12 protein-coding genes are annotated in these 16,976 nt (G+C 34.3%); 10 read left to right on the forward strand and 2 right to left on the reverse strand.

The annotated features are described in order from the left end of the window. Window positions 1-215: 215 nt before the first annotated feature. Both BUA16_RS18200 and BUA16_RS19170 read left to right on the forward strand, forming a co-directional pair. Window positions 216-2,933 (forward strand): GH116 family glycosyl hydrolase, encoded by a 2,718-nt coding sequence (locus BUA16_RS18200; protein ID WP_084668401.1) that lies wholly within the window; start codon window positions 216-218, stop codon window positions 2,931-2,933. 120 nt (window positions 2,934-3,053) lie between these two features. Continuing rightward, a complete protein-coding gene (locus tag BUA16_RS19170; RefSeq protein WP_084668402.1) occupies window positions 3,054-3,200 on the forward strand; it encodes a DUF4372 domain-containing protein in 147 nt (48 codons plus the stop codon). Window positions 3,201-3,409: 209 nt separating this feature from the next. On the opposite strand, the gene BUA16_RS18575 is transcribed toward BUA16_RS19170, so the two are convergent. Next, window positions 3,410-3,574: a hypothetical protein gene (locus BUA16_RS18575; protein WP_178338835.1), complete on the reverse strand. Its 165-nt coding sequence runs from the start codon at window positions 3,572-3,574 to the stop codon at window positions 3,410-3,412. A 198-nt stretch (window positions 3,575-3,772) separates the two neighbouring features. Here BUA16_RS18575 and BUA16_RS02750 point away from each other — a divergent pair, with 198 nt between their 5' ends. The 5 genes from BUA16_RS02750 to BUA16_RS02770 all read left to right on the forward strand — a co-directional run bounded on the left by BUA16_RS02750 (window position 3,773) and on the right by BUA16_RS02770 (window position 9,260). Beyond that, window positions 3,773-5,356, forward strand: a complete 1,584-nt coding sequence (locus BUA16_RS02750) for an endonuclease/exonuclease/phosphatase family protein (RefSeq protein WP_084668403.1) — start codon at window positions 3,773-3,775, stop codon at window positions 5,354-5,356. 120 nt (window positions 5,357-5,476) lie between these two features. Further along, window positions 5,477-6,400 (forward strand): endonuclease/exonuclease/phosphatase family protein, encoded by a 924-nt coding sequence (locus tag BUA16_RS02755; RefSeq protein ID WP_178338836.1) that lies wholly within the window; start codon window positions 5,477-5,479, stop codon window positions 6,398-6,400. Next, window positions 6,397-6,912: an exonuclease/endonuclease/phosphatase family protein gene (locus BUA16_RS02760; RefSeq protein ID WP_072763119.1), complete on the forward strand. Its 516-nt coding sequence runs from the start codon at window positions 6,397-6,399 to the stop codon at window positions 6,910-6,912. The genes BUA16_RS02755 and BUA16_RS02760 overlap by 4 nt, the downstream gene beginning before the upstream one ends. 76 nt (window positions 6,913-6,988) lie before the next feature. Beyond that, on the forward strand, window positions 6,989-7,885 hold the full coding sequence (locus BUA16_RS02765; RefSeq protein ID WP_072763120.1) for an endonuclease/exonuclease/phosphatase family protein: 897 nt from the start codon (window positions 6,989-6,991) through the stop codon (window positions 7,883-7,885). Window positions 7,886-8,243: 358 nt separating this feature from the next. Beyond that, window positions 8,244-9,260, forward strand: a complete 1,017-nt coding sequence (locus BUA16_RS02770; RefSeq protein WP_072763121.1) for a metallophosphoesterase family protein — start codon at window positions 8,244-8,246, stop codon at window positions 9,258-9,260. A gap of 236 nt (window positions 9,261-9,496) precedes the next feature. On the opposite strand, the gene BUA16_RS19175 is transcribed toward BUA16_RS02770, so the two are convergent. Then, window positions 9,497-9,697: a lipocalin family protein gene (locus tag BUA16_RS19175; RefSeq protein ID WP_084668426.1), complete on the reverse strand. Its 201-nt coding sequence runs from the start codon at window positions 9,695-9,697 to the stop codon at window positions 9,497-9,499. A 593-nt stretch (window positions 9,698-10,290) separates the two neighbouring features. On the opposite strand from BUA16_RS19175, the gene BUA16_RS02780 reads away from it, so the two are divergent. From BUA16_RS02780 to BUA16_RS19180, 3 genes are all read left to right on the forward strand, one after another. Further along, a complete protein-coding gene (locus BUA16_RS02780; protein ID WP_072763122.1) occupies window positions 10,291-13,092 on the forward strand; it encodes an NPCBM/NEW2 domain-containing protein in 2,802 nt (933 codons plus the stop codon). Between the two features lie 164 nt (window positions 13,093-13,256). Then, the gene (locus BUA16_RS02785) at window positions 13,257-16,106 is read left to right on the forward strand and encodes a ligand-binding sensor domain-containing protein (RefSeq protein WP_178338837.1); all 2,850 of its coding nucleotides are present in this window, start codon (window positions 13,257-13,259) and stop codon (window positions 16,104-16,106) included. A 563-nt stretch (window positions 16,107-16,669) separates the two neighbouring features. Beyond that, complete coding sequence (locus tag BUA16_RS19180) at window positions 16,670-16,801, forward strand: transposase (RefSeq protein ID WP_394333066.1); 132 nt, start codon at window positions 16,670-16,672, stop codon at window positions 16,799-16,801. Window positions 16,802-16,976 lie beyond the last annotated feature (175 nt).

The raw sequence follows: 16,976 nt of genomic DNA on the forward strand, positions 1-16,976 counted from the left end.
GAAGTTGGTTGTTTTATAGTTTGTTTTAAAATCTATACTGTTGATCAATACTCCAATAATGTAAATATATAAGAATCTTCAGAACCATTAAAAGGAAAAAGAACTGGAAAAAGATAATTTTAAATCAGTCAGATTTTTCTGAATCTGGAAATTATATTAAGGAAAAATTCAAATAGATAATTGCAAAAAAAAATAATTAAAAAGAAAAATATAAAATGAAAGTACATTTTTTGTTGTTAATATCATTCTTTGTCAATGCAATAGGGGTTTCACAAGTTGCTCGAGAGTTACATAAGCAAGAAGTTTCTGAACAATTAAAAATCAATAAGGAAGAATTATTAGCTGATTATTACAAACTTTATAATGAACCTAGTCTGATTTCGAGAGGAAAAAACACTGTTTATAAGGGAGAATATCTACAAGCCATACAATTCCCTGTTGGTGGTATTGGCACAGGGAGTATTCAATACGATGGACAGGCTGTACCTCGCTATTGGCAAATTTTTAATAATATGGGGCATGATTTCATCCCAAATAGTTTTTTTGCAATTCGCACTAAGCAAAAAGGCAAGATTAAGGTAAGAGCATTGCAAACCAAAGAAGTTGGCTCTTTTAAACCAATGAAATCTTTAGAAGCTATTGGCAGGTTTCCATTTTTAGAATATATTTTTGATGATGATCTTCCAATAAAAGTTACGATGGAAATATTCAATCCATTTATACCAACCAATATTAAAGAATCTGGTATTCCTGCTGTTTTTTATGAGTTCACCATTAGCAATACATCAAGTGAAAAAGTATCGGTAAATCTCTTGACATCACAACAAAATGCAGTGGGGTTTTCTAAATTACCTCTTATAAATCACGAAAAATCATTTGCCGATAATTTTAACTTTAGTATTAATCGTAGACCTGTAAACGGCAATAATTTTGAGTATTATAAGGGAAATACAAACTCAATAGTATCAGAAAAAGGAGCCGAAATTTTGTTAATGGAAGGTAATGAACCTCGTGATAGTGAGCATTTCGGTGAAATGGCAATGGTCGTTTTTGGTAATGAAGAAAGAACAAAAGGGGTTGCGAGTTGGAATGACGAAATGGAACTCTATTCAACATTTGAAAAAATTGGTGAATTAAAAGGCAATTTAATAGCTGACAATAGTGATGAAGGCAGTACATTTACAGGTGCATTAAATACATCATTAACATTGAAACCTGGTGAAATTCGTAAAGTAAAAATGGCTTTGGTTTGGTTTTTTCCTAACGGTAGAAATGGTGGTAAAGCAGATAAATGGGATACTTGGGGAAACGGTGATTGGGAAGGTGATGGGAATTTTTACGCGAATCATTGGAAAAATATCATAGAACTCACAGATTATTTAAAAGAAAACCATGAAATATTGACCCGTAGAACCCGAAGTTTTACAAATTCGTTTTTTGAAACAAACTTACCGTATTGGTTAGTAGAACGTATTAGTAATCAGTTGGCTATACTTAAGAGTCGAACTATTTTTCATGATAAAAATGGATATGTAGGGTTATGGGAAGGAACTGGTGGGGTAGACGGTTCTTGTGCTGGAAATTGTAACCATGTTTGGCATTACGCCCAATCCCATGCAAGGTTATTCCCTGAGTTGGGAAGATCCATCAGAAATCAAACTTTTAACGGCATAAAGGAGAACGGTCAAATACCATATCGCCAACCTGCCGGTAGTGTTGCGTTTGATGGGCAATGTGGCGATATCTTAGGTGCTTATAGAGAGCATTTATTGTCTCCGGATAACACTTGGCTTAAAAGCCAATACCCTGCAATTAAAAAAGCGATGAACTATCTTGTGAATGGGTATGATGAGGATAAAGATGGATGGCTATCCGATACAGCCAAACACACAACATACGATGCTTCAATGTCAGGGAATCCGTCCTTTTTAAGCTCTTTATACTTAGCAGCTTTAAGAGCTAGTGAAAAAATGGCAATTATAATGGGAGATAACAAACAGGCAGAAGAATGGAAAAATATAGCCGATGCCTCAGCAAAATTACAATCAGAAAAGCTGTGGAACGGAGAATATTTTTACCAAATTCCTGGTGTAATACGTGCAACTGACTATGAAAATGCTTGTCATTCTGATCAGTTGTTGGGTCAATGGTGGGCAGATCAATTGGGTTTAGGAAGTATGTATCCCGATTATAAAATTATGTCCGCAAACGAGGCAATTTTAAAGTACAATTTTAAAAGTAATTTAACAAATCACGATCAAGGCCATAGAACCTTTGCCTTGCCAAATGAAGCGGGAATGGTAGTGAGTACTTGGCCAAACAAAGATAGAACTGAATACGCGTCGGGATATTCTAGCGAGGTGTGGTCCACTTTTGAATATACCATAGGGGCTTCCTTAATAAAATATAATAAAATTCGAGATGCGCTAACTATTTTACGGGCCGGTTTTAACCGTTATGATGGAAAATTAAGAACAGGTTATATAGGAGACTGGGGTAATTTTGGGTTCAGCGGAAATCCTTTCGGTGATGATGAATGTGGTCAGTTTTATGGAAGAGCACTCTCTATATGGTCAGTTCTATTAAGTGCTCAAGGTTTTGAGTACAATGGCCCGGAGCAAATAATTGGATTTGACCCAAAATGGAAACCAGACAATCATAATTCCTTCTTTTCTACTGCAGAAGGTTGGGGTAATTTTTCTCAAAAACGAAATGAAAGCACTCAAATAAATACTATCATTCTGGAATATGGGAAACTAAACCTTTCACAAATCAATTTAACAGTAGAAAGAGAGATTCAAGATAAGTTAAGTGTAACCATTAATGGTAAAGACATAAAATCAACATTTTATAAAAAAGGTGAAAGAGTAACAATTAATCTTGAGTCAGTTAGTTTACGCGAAAGGGATAAGGTTGAAATAACTATTAATTAATAAACATAATCACTAGTGGGCATTAAACTTTAGACTAAATTCTTTATAAATCGTTTCTGCGAGATTTTTTTTATAGGGTGACGATTTGAATCGGAAAATGTGATTTTTGTCAAAAAAAACATGAATCAAGGAAAATATGTCTTCGTTCAGATTACCGAGTTCCTGCCACGGAGGGTCTTCGACCATATCGTCAAATCCCATCAGGTAAACATGTACTTAAGGCACCTTACTTGTTGGAATCAGATGCTATGTATGGTATTTGTCTAACTGACCACAAGGGACAGTATGCGGACCTTATGTTTAGCTTGGAGGCCCATCGTGGTAAATATTATCATTTGGGGTTCGGGACTACCGTTTCGCGGCGCAAACTGGGGACCGCTAATAAAAAAAAGATTTTTAGGATCTTCCAGGAGTTCGACTATGTTCTTATCGACCAGGCCAGGAATAGCTATTACCGCGACGATTTCAAGGTCGCCCTAGAGGGCTATATTGGTAAGAGAGAACCTAATTTTTGGTGCAATGGACGGTAAGATATATGTGGTAAGGGCAGATACTGGACAGCTAGTGTGTAAAACTGCTTTAGGAGTCCCGGTGATTACTTCGGTAGCAGTTGTTAGGGATGGATTTTTTATATGTGACATTGCCAGAAATATTTACTTTTTTAAAGCAGACCAAAAAACAAAATAATTTTGAGGGTTTTAAGGTTGGCTTCATTGAATTTTGATATATATCATAATTATATTCCTAGATCATGGCGTTAAATTAGAATAATGCTGTTTCTAGACGAGAACTTAAAATTTTTTCTTAGAAAATTTAATTAAATAGAAATTGCACTAATAATGAGTTTAAGCAAAAAAAGTACTTTAACGATTACACTGCTAATTGCAACAAAAATACTTGCTCAAGAACCTGTTGTTCAAATTGATTTTGATATTCATGATAACTATTATCAAGGAATCAGTATTCCTGAGACCCCAGAGAATTTATTTGCTGCACAGCAACATTCATTTTCTGAAGGATTGGAAGGTAGAGCTATAGATTTCTCTGAGGACGGCACTATTAGAATGCCCTTAAAGCTGAAGCCAGAATTTGAACTAGAATACCATGCCGATATTTCTTTAACGGTTGAATTATGGGTAAAGACCAAGGCAGATGCTGGGCAAGGGACCCCTATTGCAGGAAATAAGAAGGATAAAAAATCCAAAAATAAGGGTTGGTTAATTTATGCCGAGGAAGATGGCAGTTGGTCACTCTTCATAAGTGATGGTAAGCTTCAACAAATTTACAATCCCACGGTAAAGCGTCAAAAAATTAATGATGGGAATTGGCATCAAATTGCCTTTACTATTGACAGGATTAAGGATGAAATATGGATGTATTTTGACGGTGTTAACGTTGCTATTTATAACGCAAGTGGACTAAAAGATTTGAAAAGTAATCTAGAGACTACTTTTGCTGGAACTTCGGCTCGTTGGGAATATTTTGGGCAATGGGAGGCCTTTAATGGGTATATGGATGACATATCTGTTTGGAAGGCAGTACTGCCATCTGTGAAAATATCAGAGAACTATCAAAAGTATTTTCAACAAAAAAAGAAAGAGTATCCAGTAAATGAACTAAAAATACTTACGTGGAATATATGGCAAGGGGGAAAACGATTTGGGAAAGAGGTAGGTTTAAACCGGGTAATAAACATCATTAAAGATGCTAACCCTGATGTGGTTACACTTATAGAAACCTATGGTTCTGGTGAAAAAATTGCGGATGCACTAGGATATCATTTTTATTTAATAAGTTCCAATCTTTCGATTATGAGTCGTTTTCCTATTAAGAAGACCATTAAAGCATTTAAATCGTTCAATTTTGGTGGTGTTGTATTACAAGTGGATCAAGACAAAGAAATTGCTATCTTAGACACTTGGTTACATTATTTACCAGATTACCACAGTAATATTATAAAGGGAGAGATAACTTCGGAAGAACTAGTAAGAGAAGAAGCAGATACCCGATTAAATGAAATAAATCAGATATTAAGAGAAATAAAACCGGTTTTGGACAATGCGGATAAAACACCAATTATTATGGCTGGTGATTTTAACACCAACTCACATTTAGATTGGACGGAAGCAACCAAAGATGCCCATTTAGGTTATGTTGTAGAATGGCCTGTGACAAAGGTTATGCAAAACTATGGATTTACGGATAGTTATAGAGAATTGAATCCAAATCCCTTAACTAATCCAGGGTATTCAGCCTGGCCTTACAGTAGTCGTTTTGGACAACGCTATGTGGAGAGCAGAATAGATTATGTTTTTTATAAAGGAAGTAATATTCGAGCCTTAGAATCTAAAGTAGTAAACTATCACCCTATTATGTTTCCGTCAGACCACGCCGCCTTTTTAACTGTTTTTCAATTGAATTAAATGAGAATTAACTTTATAAATACGGTTCTAATTTTGACTGTTTTATTGTTACTACTGTGTTTAGGTTGCAAAAACACGTCTACTACCTTAGAGAGCTCCAAGCCTACTGCCTTAAAAATAATGACCTGGAACATTTGGGGGAGATATAATTTGCAGCCACGTTATACAATAAAAGGTAAGACAGCTCAAAAGAGAGTGATAGATATTATACAGGAAAGTGAGGCAGATATTATTACGATGACCGAAACGTACGGTTCTGCACAAGCAATCTCAGAGGCATTAAATTTTTACTATTATACGCCTTCACCAGATGCTAACCTAACTATTTTTAGCAGATATCCTTTAGAAGATTTTGGAAACTTAGACGGTTTATCACCTTTTTCTTTTATTGTTTCGACTGCTATTCTCCCGGGTAATCAGAAAGTTAGGGTCTATAATATATGGTTAACTAGTGGCGGCAGACATATTGTAGCGATTAAGGATAAAAACCTCTCCGATGCTGACTTTAATAATGGAGATGAAAATCGTTTTGAACATATTCAACAGTTACTTCAACATAAAGAATTTAAAAAAGATTTAGCCAATAAAGATCAGGTTCCATTAATTGTTGCTGGAGATTTCAACTGTGTTTCTCATTTGGATTTTACGGAGGAAACAATAGCTAATGGGTTGAACTTTAATAGAATGGTTGCCAATAAAACTTCTATAGCTATGGCCAGTGCCGGTTTTACCGATACATATAGATCAACCAACCCTATAATTACTCAAGAAACTTTGGGGTATACTTGGACTACTGTTGGGTTCGAATTTACGTATGAATCTGACATGGGCTTTGTACCCATTAAAACGGATACAAATCCTGAACCCGAATACAGAAACCCTTTTGCTAGAATAGATTTTATATATAGCACCGGCGAAAATATTCTCCCCCTTAATTCTAAAACCATTGTTCATCATAGTTCTAATTTAAATAGGAGTTTTCCAGAATTCCCATCCGATCACGGGGCGGTGTTAACGACTTTTCAAATAAATCAAAATAAATGAATTCAAGATATTCTGTTTTAATCTTTTTCTTTGGTATTACGAGTGTTGTTTTTTCGCAAGAAAACTTAGGTGTATTCACTTTTAATATTTGGGATCCTGCTGATATCCCATTTTGGGATAAACATACTAATGGCTACCCGGTTGATAAATTGGTAAATTACGTCTCGGAAGATAACGCGGATGTTTTATTTGCTGGTGATTTCAACAGTCCACCTGCTGCAGAGTTTCCTAGTTCGTCCAAAAAAAAAGGTAATTATACGTATAGTTCCCAAACCACACATATTTTAATTGATACCAAATTTAATGATGCGTGGATGATTCTTCCGAATAACAATAAAAAAGGCAATGGAGTAACCTGTCCTGGACAAGACGATTATATTAAACGTGTTGACCAAGTTTATTTTAAGGGAAACGGTTTAAAACCAACGTATGCTTTTTTAAAACGCAATCTGTGGGAATCTATTAATTTATTAGACCATAATGGAGTAGTGGTCGATTTTGTAGTCAAATAATCGATTGCGTTTATTTAGATGAAACTATTGAAAAAGAAAAAAAAATGAATTTAGAATTTTTAAATTAATGACATCAATGAGGAAATCAATTATAGGAATGATTGTGATTATATCATTTTTGAGTGTTCAATTGGTCAATGCACAAGGTAACAAATCGGTAAAGGTGATTAGTTATAATATTTGGAACGGCTTTGATTGGGGTAAAGATACCGATCGAAAAAAGAAGTTTATAGATTGGGCAAACACCCAAAATCCAGATGTACTTGCCTTGCAGGAATTGTGTGGATATACACAAGAAAAACTGTTGGATGATGCTAAGAAATGGGGGCATAACTATGCTGAAATTTTAAAAACTTCTGGGTATCCGGTTGGGATTACATCGAAGGAACCAATAGAGGTAAAAGAAAGAATATTGGATGATATGCATCACGGTGCCTTACATTGTAAAGTATATGGCATCGATGTGTTTGTGATTCACTTTTCACCATTTAGCCATCAAAAAAGACGGGAAGAAGCAAAGATAATATTAGATAAACTAACCAAACTTATCCCAGAGCAAGACAAGTATTTGGTTTTAGGTGATTTCAATGCTTTGTCACCTTTTGATGCCAACCTGTATAAGGATAAAACATGGCTTTTGGAAGATAGAAGAGCTTCTGAGAAAGAACACGAACATGTTATGAATTTACTAGATGGCGAATTGGAATATGGTGTAATTGGGTCTCTTTTAGGCTTTCCTTTAATTGATGTTGTTCAAAGGTTTACTACCACATGGGAGGATAGATTAAGCTGTCCCACCCAGGTATTTGAATCCGAAAAGGGAAAAGGCCCTAATAAAAACTCTACTCGAATAGATTATATTTTAAGTTCCCCTTTTTTAGCGAAAAATTGTGTAAACGCAACCGTGCTAAACAAAAAAGAAACTTATTATTTATCTGATCATTATCCAATCTTGGCTGAATTTATATGGTAGGTTATAGAAGTATATAAAATAAAAATACTTAGAATCATAAAAATAATAGCCTTAATGTTTATTGGGTTTTTAGGATTTGATTTAGTCGCTCAAAATCTATATGTAGAAATTTATTCCGGTAATCAATAAAAATATATTGGATTAGTGCTCTCAATGGAATTGTTGACAGTAGTAAAGAGATTCAAGATAAAGTAAGTGCAACCATTAAAGGAAAAGACATTAAGGTTACTTCAGAAAATACAGTAGGAAAACTATCCATTGAATTTGAAACCTTTAACGCGGTTGCTGGAGATATAATTACTATTAAAATATAATTTAGGGTTATAGATGACCATTGAATAACAATAAATTAAAACATATGAAACGACGTGAATTTATTAATCGAGTAGGAATAGGGGCAACCGCTTCAATGGTGCCCCCAACATTATTATCATTTACACCATCACTTTTTTCTGAAAATAGGACAAAGCCGCTAAAAATCGGTATTGTATCGGATGTACATAAGGACTTAATGCCAGATGCCGACAAACGTTTGGAAATCTTTATTAACAAGGCTATTGGTGAGAAAGTAGATTTTATAATTCAAATGGGCGACTTCTGTTTTGCAGAAACAAAAAATAAAGGTTTTATAAATATTTGGGAACAGTTTAAAGGTCCCAAGTATCATGTTTTGGGCAATCATGACATGGATAAAAATTCGAAGGAAGAAATGCTGGACTTTTTTGGGATGCCTAAAACGTATTATTCATATGATTTTGGGGGCTATCATTTTATAGTATTGGATGCCAATTTCATATATCAAGATGGGAAGTTCATAGACTATGAAAATTCTAATTTTTATATACATGATAGTGCTAGAACCTTTATAGATAATGAACAAATAGAGTGGTTTAAAGCTGATTTAGAGGCTACAAAACTCCCTACTATGGTGTTTTCACATCAAAGTTTATGGCACTATCAATGGGGTGTTAAAAACCGTTTAACGCTTCAGAAAATAATGGAAGCCAACAAAGAAAAGGTGATTTGTTGCCTAAATGGACATAATCATTTGGATTATCATCATCATCAAAACGGAATTGATTATATAGAAATTAATAGCATGTCATACCAATGGTTGTCGGAGAAATTTAAAAGCACGAAGCGTTTTCCAAAAGAATTTTATGACCAATATGGTAACCTTCCCCAGATAGGAGCTTATAAAGAACCACTATATGCATTAGCAACATTAAACCCAAAGGGCACAATGGAGATAGAAGGAGTAAAGAGTACATGGATGTCCCCTTCTCCTTATGAAATGGGTATGGAGAAAGGAATTGATGGGATGGAATATTCAGCTGAAATATCAGATTACAAAATAAAATTTAAAAAGAGATAGGAATTGAACTTCGAAAATATATAAAAAAACACTATTCAAACAGGTATTACATAGTCACTCCTTATACGTCAATTGTGAAGTAGGAATTATCGATGAAAATTCAATAATAATTTTTAAAGAATTCGAAATTAATGTTCAAAATAATAGAAAAATTACATTTTAAGTTAATAAGGCCCCTTTAGTTTATCAATAATGTAGGTTTCATCGTCAATAAAGGATGTGCCATTTCCGATACTTTAAACAGTGAAGGTGATTTTGTTTTCTTGTACTTCCCAAGTTCTATGGAGTAAAGTTTTCATATTGTCAGAACTAGCGGAACCATCTTTAAAAAGTGTGAAATGTAATGCAAATTCAGAAGAGTCTTTCCAAGATCCGACAAGAAGTTCTTTATCTACGGTAGAACTTTGGTTGTCTTCGTTTTGTATTTCAGATGTGATTTCGCTTTCGGGGGTGTTTTTTTTTCTTTTCTACAAGAACCCATAAAGTGTATTGAAATTAGTAATAGGATTTGAATTGCCCTTGTCTTGAATATTGAATTTTTCATTGTTTTCTGAGGATGTTAATATTTATATGGGTTTACCAGGGAATTTATTTTGGTCGATCTTAAAAGAATAACGGCTAGTTATTACCAAATAACATCAAATGCACTTCGGGCAGCTACCTTACTAATGGTATATGGTCACCTGCTTATAAAGGTTAGATCCAATATTATTACAATTGTAAGGAAATAAAAAAGGAACCTTTAAATAAATTCATCATACTTGACATGCATAGGTTTATTAGGTAAAAAAAACAGAATCACCTTTCGAACAATAAAAAATATAATGTATTGATAATGAGTTTTTAAAAAGTCCTAATGCTAGTTGGGACATGTGTTTAAAAATATAAACGGCTTAAACTAGTCTTTAGGACGAATACTTAGGTTACTTTAATTATAATTGTTGCTTAAAATTTATTTGCACCTTATTGTTTAAGGATGTGGATGGACTGCTACAAGCTTAAAATAAAAATATAATTATTTAAAAAGATTATGAAACTTGTTTCCGAAGTAAAAATAAAATCATTAGTTCTTTCAATCAGTTTATTAGGTTTTTCAACGATATCTGCTCAAAATATTATGGATGTTGGGGAAATGCACATTTCCTCAGCCCTTCAAACCTACAGTGCTCCGGTCAAAAACAAAGCTGTAACAGGAGAAGTACTATCTGTAGCAGGAGTTAAGTTCAAAACTGGAGTCGGGGTACATTCTAGATCAAGCTTTAAAATAAAGGTTAATGATGGTAGACAATTTACGGCGAAAGTGGGAGTGAATGATGCTAAAATGAAGTATGATTCGGAAAGAGTCACATCTATTCCTCTAACCGATGGTAAACGTATGTTTTATGAAATATCAGATACGGAAAAACAGTTTATTGGAGTAGAGGGGGAAGATGGAGGAGTAGACAAAGGCTCTGTGGTTTTTCTTTTACGTAACAACGGAGAAGAGATTTATAACAGCGGAATTATGATGGAGGGTGACCCCGCTAAAGACGTGAATGTTAAATTAAAAGGAGGCGTGTTTGAAATGATAGTGCAAGACGCAGGAGATGGTAAAAGTGGTGATCATGCTGTATGGTTGAACCCAAAAATAAATTACTTTGAAATACCTCCAATTATGGTAGCTTATGATTATATGGGGGAAACTCCCGTACAATCAAAAGGAATTAATTCAAAATTAAAAAAATTGATCGTTGATTTACCAGAAATAAAAACTCCATTAAAACAACCTGATTATGATTGGTTAATAGAGAATGGAAAAGCAAAAGCAGACGTATATAAAAGTGATAATGGCCAAGATATAATTATATCCAATGGTTTGGTGGCTAGGGTTTTTAGGTTATTTCCCAATTTGGCTACCATAGACTATGTCAATCAAATGACTGGAGAAAGCCTTTTGCGAAGTGTTTCCAATGAAGGTGTATTAACCATTGATGGCAAGGAGTATCCTATTGGGGGGTTAAAAGGGCAACCAGAATATGCTTATACCTTATTGAAATGGATAGATGAAATGACTATAGACCCCAATTCATTTTTAATTGAAGAATTTGAGGTAAAGGATATTACTGATCGCTTAGAATGGCAACGTGTTCGTTGGGCCTCCAATCCACATATGCCGACCGGAAAGGAATTGATTTTTACCTTGTCAAAGGATAATATATTGGTAAAAGTCCATTACGTGCTGTATGACGGCATTCCCACCCTTAGTAAGTGGATAGAAGTCATCAATGCGGGTGATATAATGATTCAGTTAAACGAATTTAAATTGGAACAATTGGCAATGGTAGAAGGCGAGAGCCTTGTAGATGTACCCAAACATTTTGAAACACCAAATATCCATATAGAAACAGACTATGCTTTCGGTGCAATGCAACAAAAAACATCTGATAAGACAACCTTCTGGGAAGCAGATCCACGCTATACTTCCCAAACTAATTATGCCATGCAGTTACCGGTAATGTTAGAGGTAAAGCCTCCCTTAGGACCAAATGTAGCTATAGCGAAAGGCGATACCCTTACTACTTTTAGGGTATGGGAGACCCCATTTGATAGTTATGACAAAGAGCGAAAAGGATTGTTCATTAGAAAAATGTATAGGACTATTTCTCCTTGGACAACAGAAAATCCAATTTTCCTTCATCTTACTTCTACAGATCCAGTAAAGATAAAGGAAGCTGTAGATCAGTGTGCTGAAGTAGGATATGAAATGATTATTTTGAGTTTTGGAAGTGGGCTGAATATGGAGAAAGAATCCCCTGAATATTATGCAAAATTCAAGGAATATGTGGATTATGCAAAATCCAAAGGAATTGAACTTGGAGGATATTCATTATTGTCCAGTAGATGGATTAGTGATGAGGTTGATGTTATAAATCCAGAAACAGGAAAGCGAGGAGGAATGATATTTGGATCCTCACCTTGCTTATGTTCGGATTGGGGCTACAGTTATTTCAGAAAGATCAAAACCTTTTTTAAAGAAACCGGTATGAGCGTTTTTGAGAATGATGGATCTTATCCGGGAAACGTATGTGCATCAACATCACATACCTACCATAATGGTCTTGAAGACTCTCAATGGAAGCAATACGCTCAGATCCAAGGGTTGTATAAATGGATGAGATCTAAGGGCATATATATGAATATTCCAGATTTCTATATCAATTCGGGATCCAATAAAACGGGTATTGGATATCGAGAAGTCAATTGGTCTCTTCCAAGAGAAAGGCAATTGGTTCTGGGGCGGCAAAATTTATACGATGGGCTATGGAAAACTATTCCTAGTATGTCTTGGACCTTTGTGCCCTTAACGGAATATCATGGGGGTGGAGAGGCCGCTACCTTAGAACCTTTAAATGATCATTTGGTAGATTATGAAAGTCATATGATGCAGAACTATGGCGCGGGGGTGCAGGCGTGCTATCGAGGACCGAGACTTTACGATACCCCAAAAACTAAAGCCGTAGTAACCAATGTAATCAATTGGTACAAAAAGTATAGGGATATTTTAAATAGTGATATAATACATCTAAGGCGACCTTCGGGAAAAGATTGGGATGGTTTTCTGCATGCGAATCCTAAATTAAAAGAAAAGGGTTTGGTGATGGTTTTCAATCCACTAAATAAAGAAATAGTTAGGGAATTAAAATTACCTTTATACTATACCGGATTAACCAGTATTGCTAAGGTTCGCGAAAAGGAAGGTCCTGTGAAAAGATATCGACTTAACAGAAATTATGAAATAACCCTGAAAGTTACAATACCTGCCAATTCATATTCTTGGTTAGTTATAGAATAAAACTTTTATTTATTTGACAATATAATATAAGAATAATTTAAAATTATGTTTTTGGTTCGATTGGCATATCCAATCTTTTGAAAATGAAATACAAATTGTATATTGTTTTCTCAAATTTATCTATGCAAGTGCGAAAAAATCATGCTTCCTTAATTTTTGTTTTTTTGATAACCTTTTATGTTGGTTGGTCCCAAGAATATAAATTTCAGCATTTAACCACAGTTGATGGGCTTTCACACAATGAAGTACGGAAGATTGTTAAGGACGACAGAGGTTTTTTGTGGTTTGGTACACAGAATGGGCTTAATCGCTTTGACGGATATAGATTTAAAATATTTAAAAATAACCCCGATGATAGCACTTCAATTGTCGGGGATAAAATATATTCCTTAACAACCTCCAAGGATAAATTATGGGTAGGAACCATTTCAGGGCTGAGTGTTATTAATACCGTAACCCTCGAAGTTATTCCGATACCTAAAATAAAAAAAGTACTAGGGGATAACAGTATCCTTCAACTTTATTATGATGGTTTTAATAAAGTCTGGGTGTCCACGGAAAATGAGAATTTTATTATTAATACGCAGACTTTGGAAATTACCTCAATTCTGAAGGATTTTAAAATTGCATGCATTACCAAAGGAATTGATAATAAATATTGGATTGGTACAGATAAGGGATTACTAAAATATGAATTCGAAAGTTCTGTCATTGTTAAAATTTATGACGTAGGTCGATTTAACGCCTATAGTTTGGATAAGATATTCTCTAATATTAATGGAGAAATTTGGATAACCCTCTCTGATAGAATTTTATTATACCAGTCGGAGCGTGATAGATTTATCGAAATGTTTGAATCCAAATCCCTAAATGCTATTTGTCAAAATACCGAAGGCGATATTTTATTTGGTAGTTATGGGGATGGGGTTACAAAATATTCTCGAGTTACTGGGGAATTCAAGAATTTAAAGGCAAACCCAGAAAATCCATTATCCATTAGTAGTGATGATGTTTATGATATATATATAGACAACGAAAATATTATTTGGATTGGAACACAAGAAGGGTTGGACTATTTTGATTATTCACGGCATAGGTTCAACAGTTTAGTACATTTACCGGAGAAGGAAAATAGTTTAAGGAGTAGTTTTGTACAATCATTATATCAAGATGAGGATGGTACCCTCTGGATAGGAACAAGAGAAGGTATAGATTTGGTTGAGTTTGATGAGGGATACACCAATCCTCAAGTTTCCCATTATAAAATAACTGAAAGTGGTTTTGAAGCCTTGAACAATAATTATGTTACAGGCATATTTAAAGACTCTAAAAATAGAATTTGGATATCTTCCATGAATAATGGATTGTTTTTAATCGATAAAAAGAAAAAAATATTTAAAAATTTTAAGCACGAAATTGGGGATGACAACAGTATCGCATCATCTTCTGTGCGTGCTATTTTGGAAGATCATTTAGGAAGAATTTGGTTTGGTACCGGTGGAGGACTGTCCTTGCTGAAGGAAACGAATGAGGCTGATTTTTCATTTGAAAATTTTGGATATTCCAAATTTAATACGAATTCATTGCCATTGAATGATATTTATACTCTTTACCAGGATAGCAAACATAGAATTTGGATAGGTATGAATAAGGGGGGATTAAGCTTGTTGAAAGAAAATGGTCAAAGCAAGTCTTTTTTAAGGTTTAATCATAAACCAACAGATTTACAATCTTTGAGTAATGATGAAGTGTTTGTAATTTATGAAGACACAAAAAATCGAGTTTGGATAGGAACCTCCGGAGCAGGATTGAATTTACTCATGGAAGATGACGGAAAAGAAAATGAGAATAGATATTACTTTAAAAGGTATACAGAGAAAGAAGGGCTTTCCGATAATGAAGTAAATGCAATTCTTGAGGATAATAACGAGAATCTATGGATTGCCACCAATACAGGATTTTCAATGTTTGATGTAGCAAATGAGTCATTTACAAATTTTTCTACTTATGATGGTGTGTTAAAGGGAAAATTCAGGAAAAATGCGAGATGGAAAACAAAGGAGGGTATCATGTTTTTTGGAGGGGCCGCTGGGATCAACTTCTTTGATCCGGAAAACTTTCTAAAGGAAATATACGTCCCATCCCCGGTTTTTTCCGACTTATTGATAGATGGCAAGATTATTAAGCCAGGACATGAGTATAATGGAAGTATTGTTATTAAAAACTCTCTAGAATCTGGAGCTGTTATAGATCTACCTAAAAAGGATAATAGATTTCAAATTGAGTTTACCTCCTTAACTTTTGCTTCTTCAATCCGAAACCAATATGCCTATAAACTGGAGGGTTTTGATAAGGAATGGATCTTAACATCCGGAAGTAACCCTAGTGCTCGATACTCTAAACTTAAACCTGGAAATTATCGTTTTCTTTTAAAAGCGTCCAATTATGATGGTAATTGGAATGAAAAACCAATTTACCTGGACATTATAGTCCATGGTAGTATAATGGAAAATAATATAGTGAAAATTGGAACAGTATTTTTAGCTCCCTTGGTAATCTTTTTTGGACTATTAGTTTTTAAAAAAATCAATATAAACAGTATTCATAGCGAGGTTGATTCTAGGAACAAAAAATCAGTAAAACATTTTGATCCAAATTTAAATGAAGAAAACCTTTTAAAGGTTTCTGAATTGAATGCTTTGATGGAAAGGGAAAAAGTTTATTTAAATTCTGAATTAGGTCTAAGTGAATTAGCAGATAAGATAGGAGTTAGCTCCAATCATTTATCGATGTTGTTAAACGATTGTATTGGAAAAAATTTCTATGATTATATTAATGAGTACAGGGTGGAAGAAGTAAAAAAAAGACTTGTAGATCCCCAATATCGAAGACAGACCTTGTCTTCTATTGGAGGCGACTGTGGTTTTAATTCTAAATCCGCATTTAATAGAATATTTAAGAATTTTACAAAAAAAACTCCTAGTCAATATCAAAAAATGTCTCAGAATGGCTGATTAGTCAACTTAATGGTTAGATTGTATGTATGAGAATTCGTTGTCTTGTTTTGGGTAATTTGTTAGCTAAACCTGAGGTCGACGAAAGTAAGCGAGGTTGTTCTTAGAGATTAAAAATAAATCGTTGAAATTTACTTCTCGGTCGATTCGTTTTCAAAAATTATAAACCGGCTTTCCCAGAAAAGTCGATTTGGTACGAAATAAGCATAGGAAAAGGATTTTTAGTATGGCATAGAGTGAGATTCTTACCAATAACGTGCTTTTCCACTGTAGAGGTTTCCGGAGCTTCGATCATTTTTAAATCAAGAAGCAACTAAATGACGAATTTGAATTGATATTCTCCTATAATCGGTTTACCAATTTTTGCAATCTTCTTTTCTGGCCTTGATGCTCTATTTAAAGATAAGAGGTCGAGGCTTTCTCCACCTAGTAATCACTTAGTGCAAAGAAGGCAGGAGGCTTAATAAAAATCTTCACTAGTCTATTTTCGAACAAGGGAGTTATCTCTAAGGAATTCGTGTAAATGCTCTTCGACCAAAGCCTGCACGTGGTTCCTGGCTGGCATCAGAAACAACTTTATAAAATGTGTAGTTGATCATATGAACAAGATTCTTCTTCGAAAAAGTTTCATAATAAAAACGATAAATAACTGCCTTAAGAATATCGCAGAGGTCGAACCAGTGAAAGCTTTTTGACAATTCAAGAAGAAATCCCCACTGTTTACTCAATCCTATAAATAAAAATTAGAATTTAATTCAAAACAGAATAAACATTCTAAATAGCACTATTTTATGAAGTCCTTAAACCTAATCAGGTTTTTGAATTTGGGCTAGTTTGGTGAAAAATTCACCTCCAATGGAATGTACTTCT

This window comes from Arenibacter nanhaiticus (genome assembly GCF_900141935.1).
Taxonomy (GTDB): domain Bacteria; phylum Bacteroidota; class Bacteroidia; order Flavobacteriales; family Flavobacteriaceae; genus Arenibacter; species Arenibacter nanhaiticus.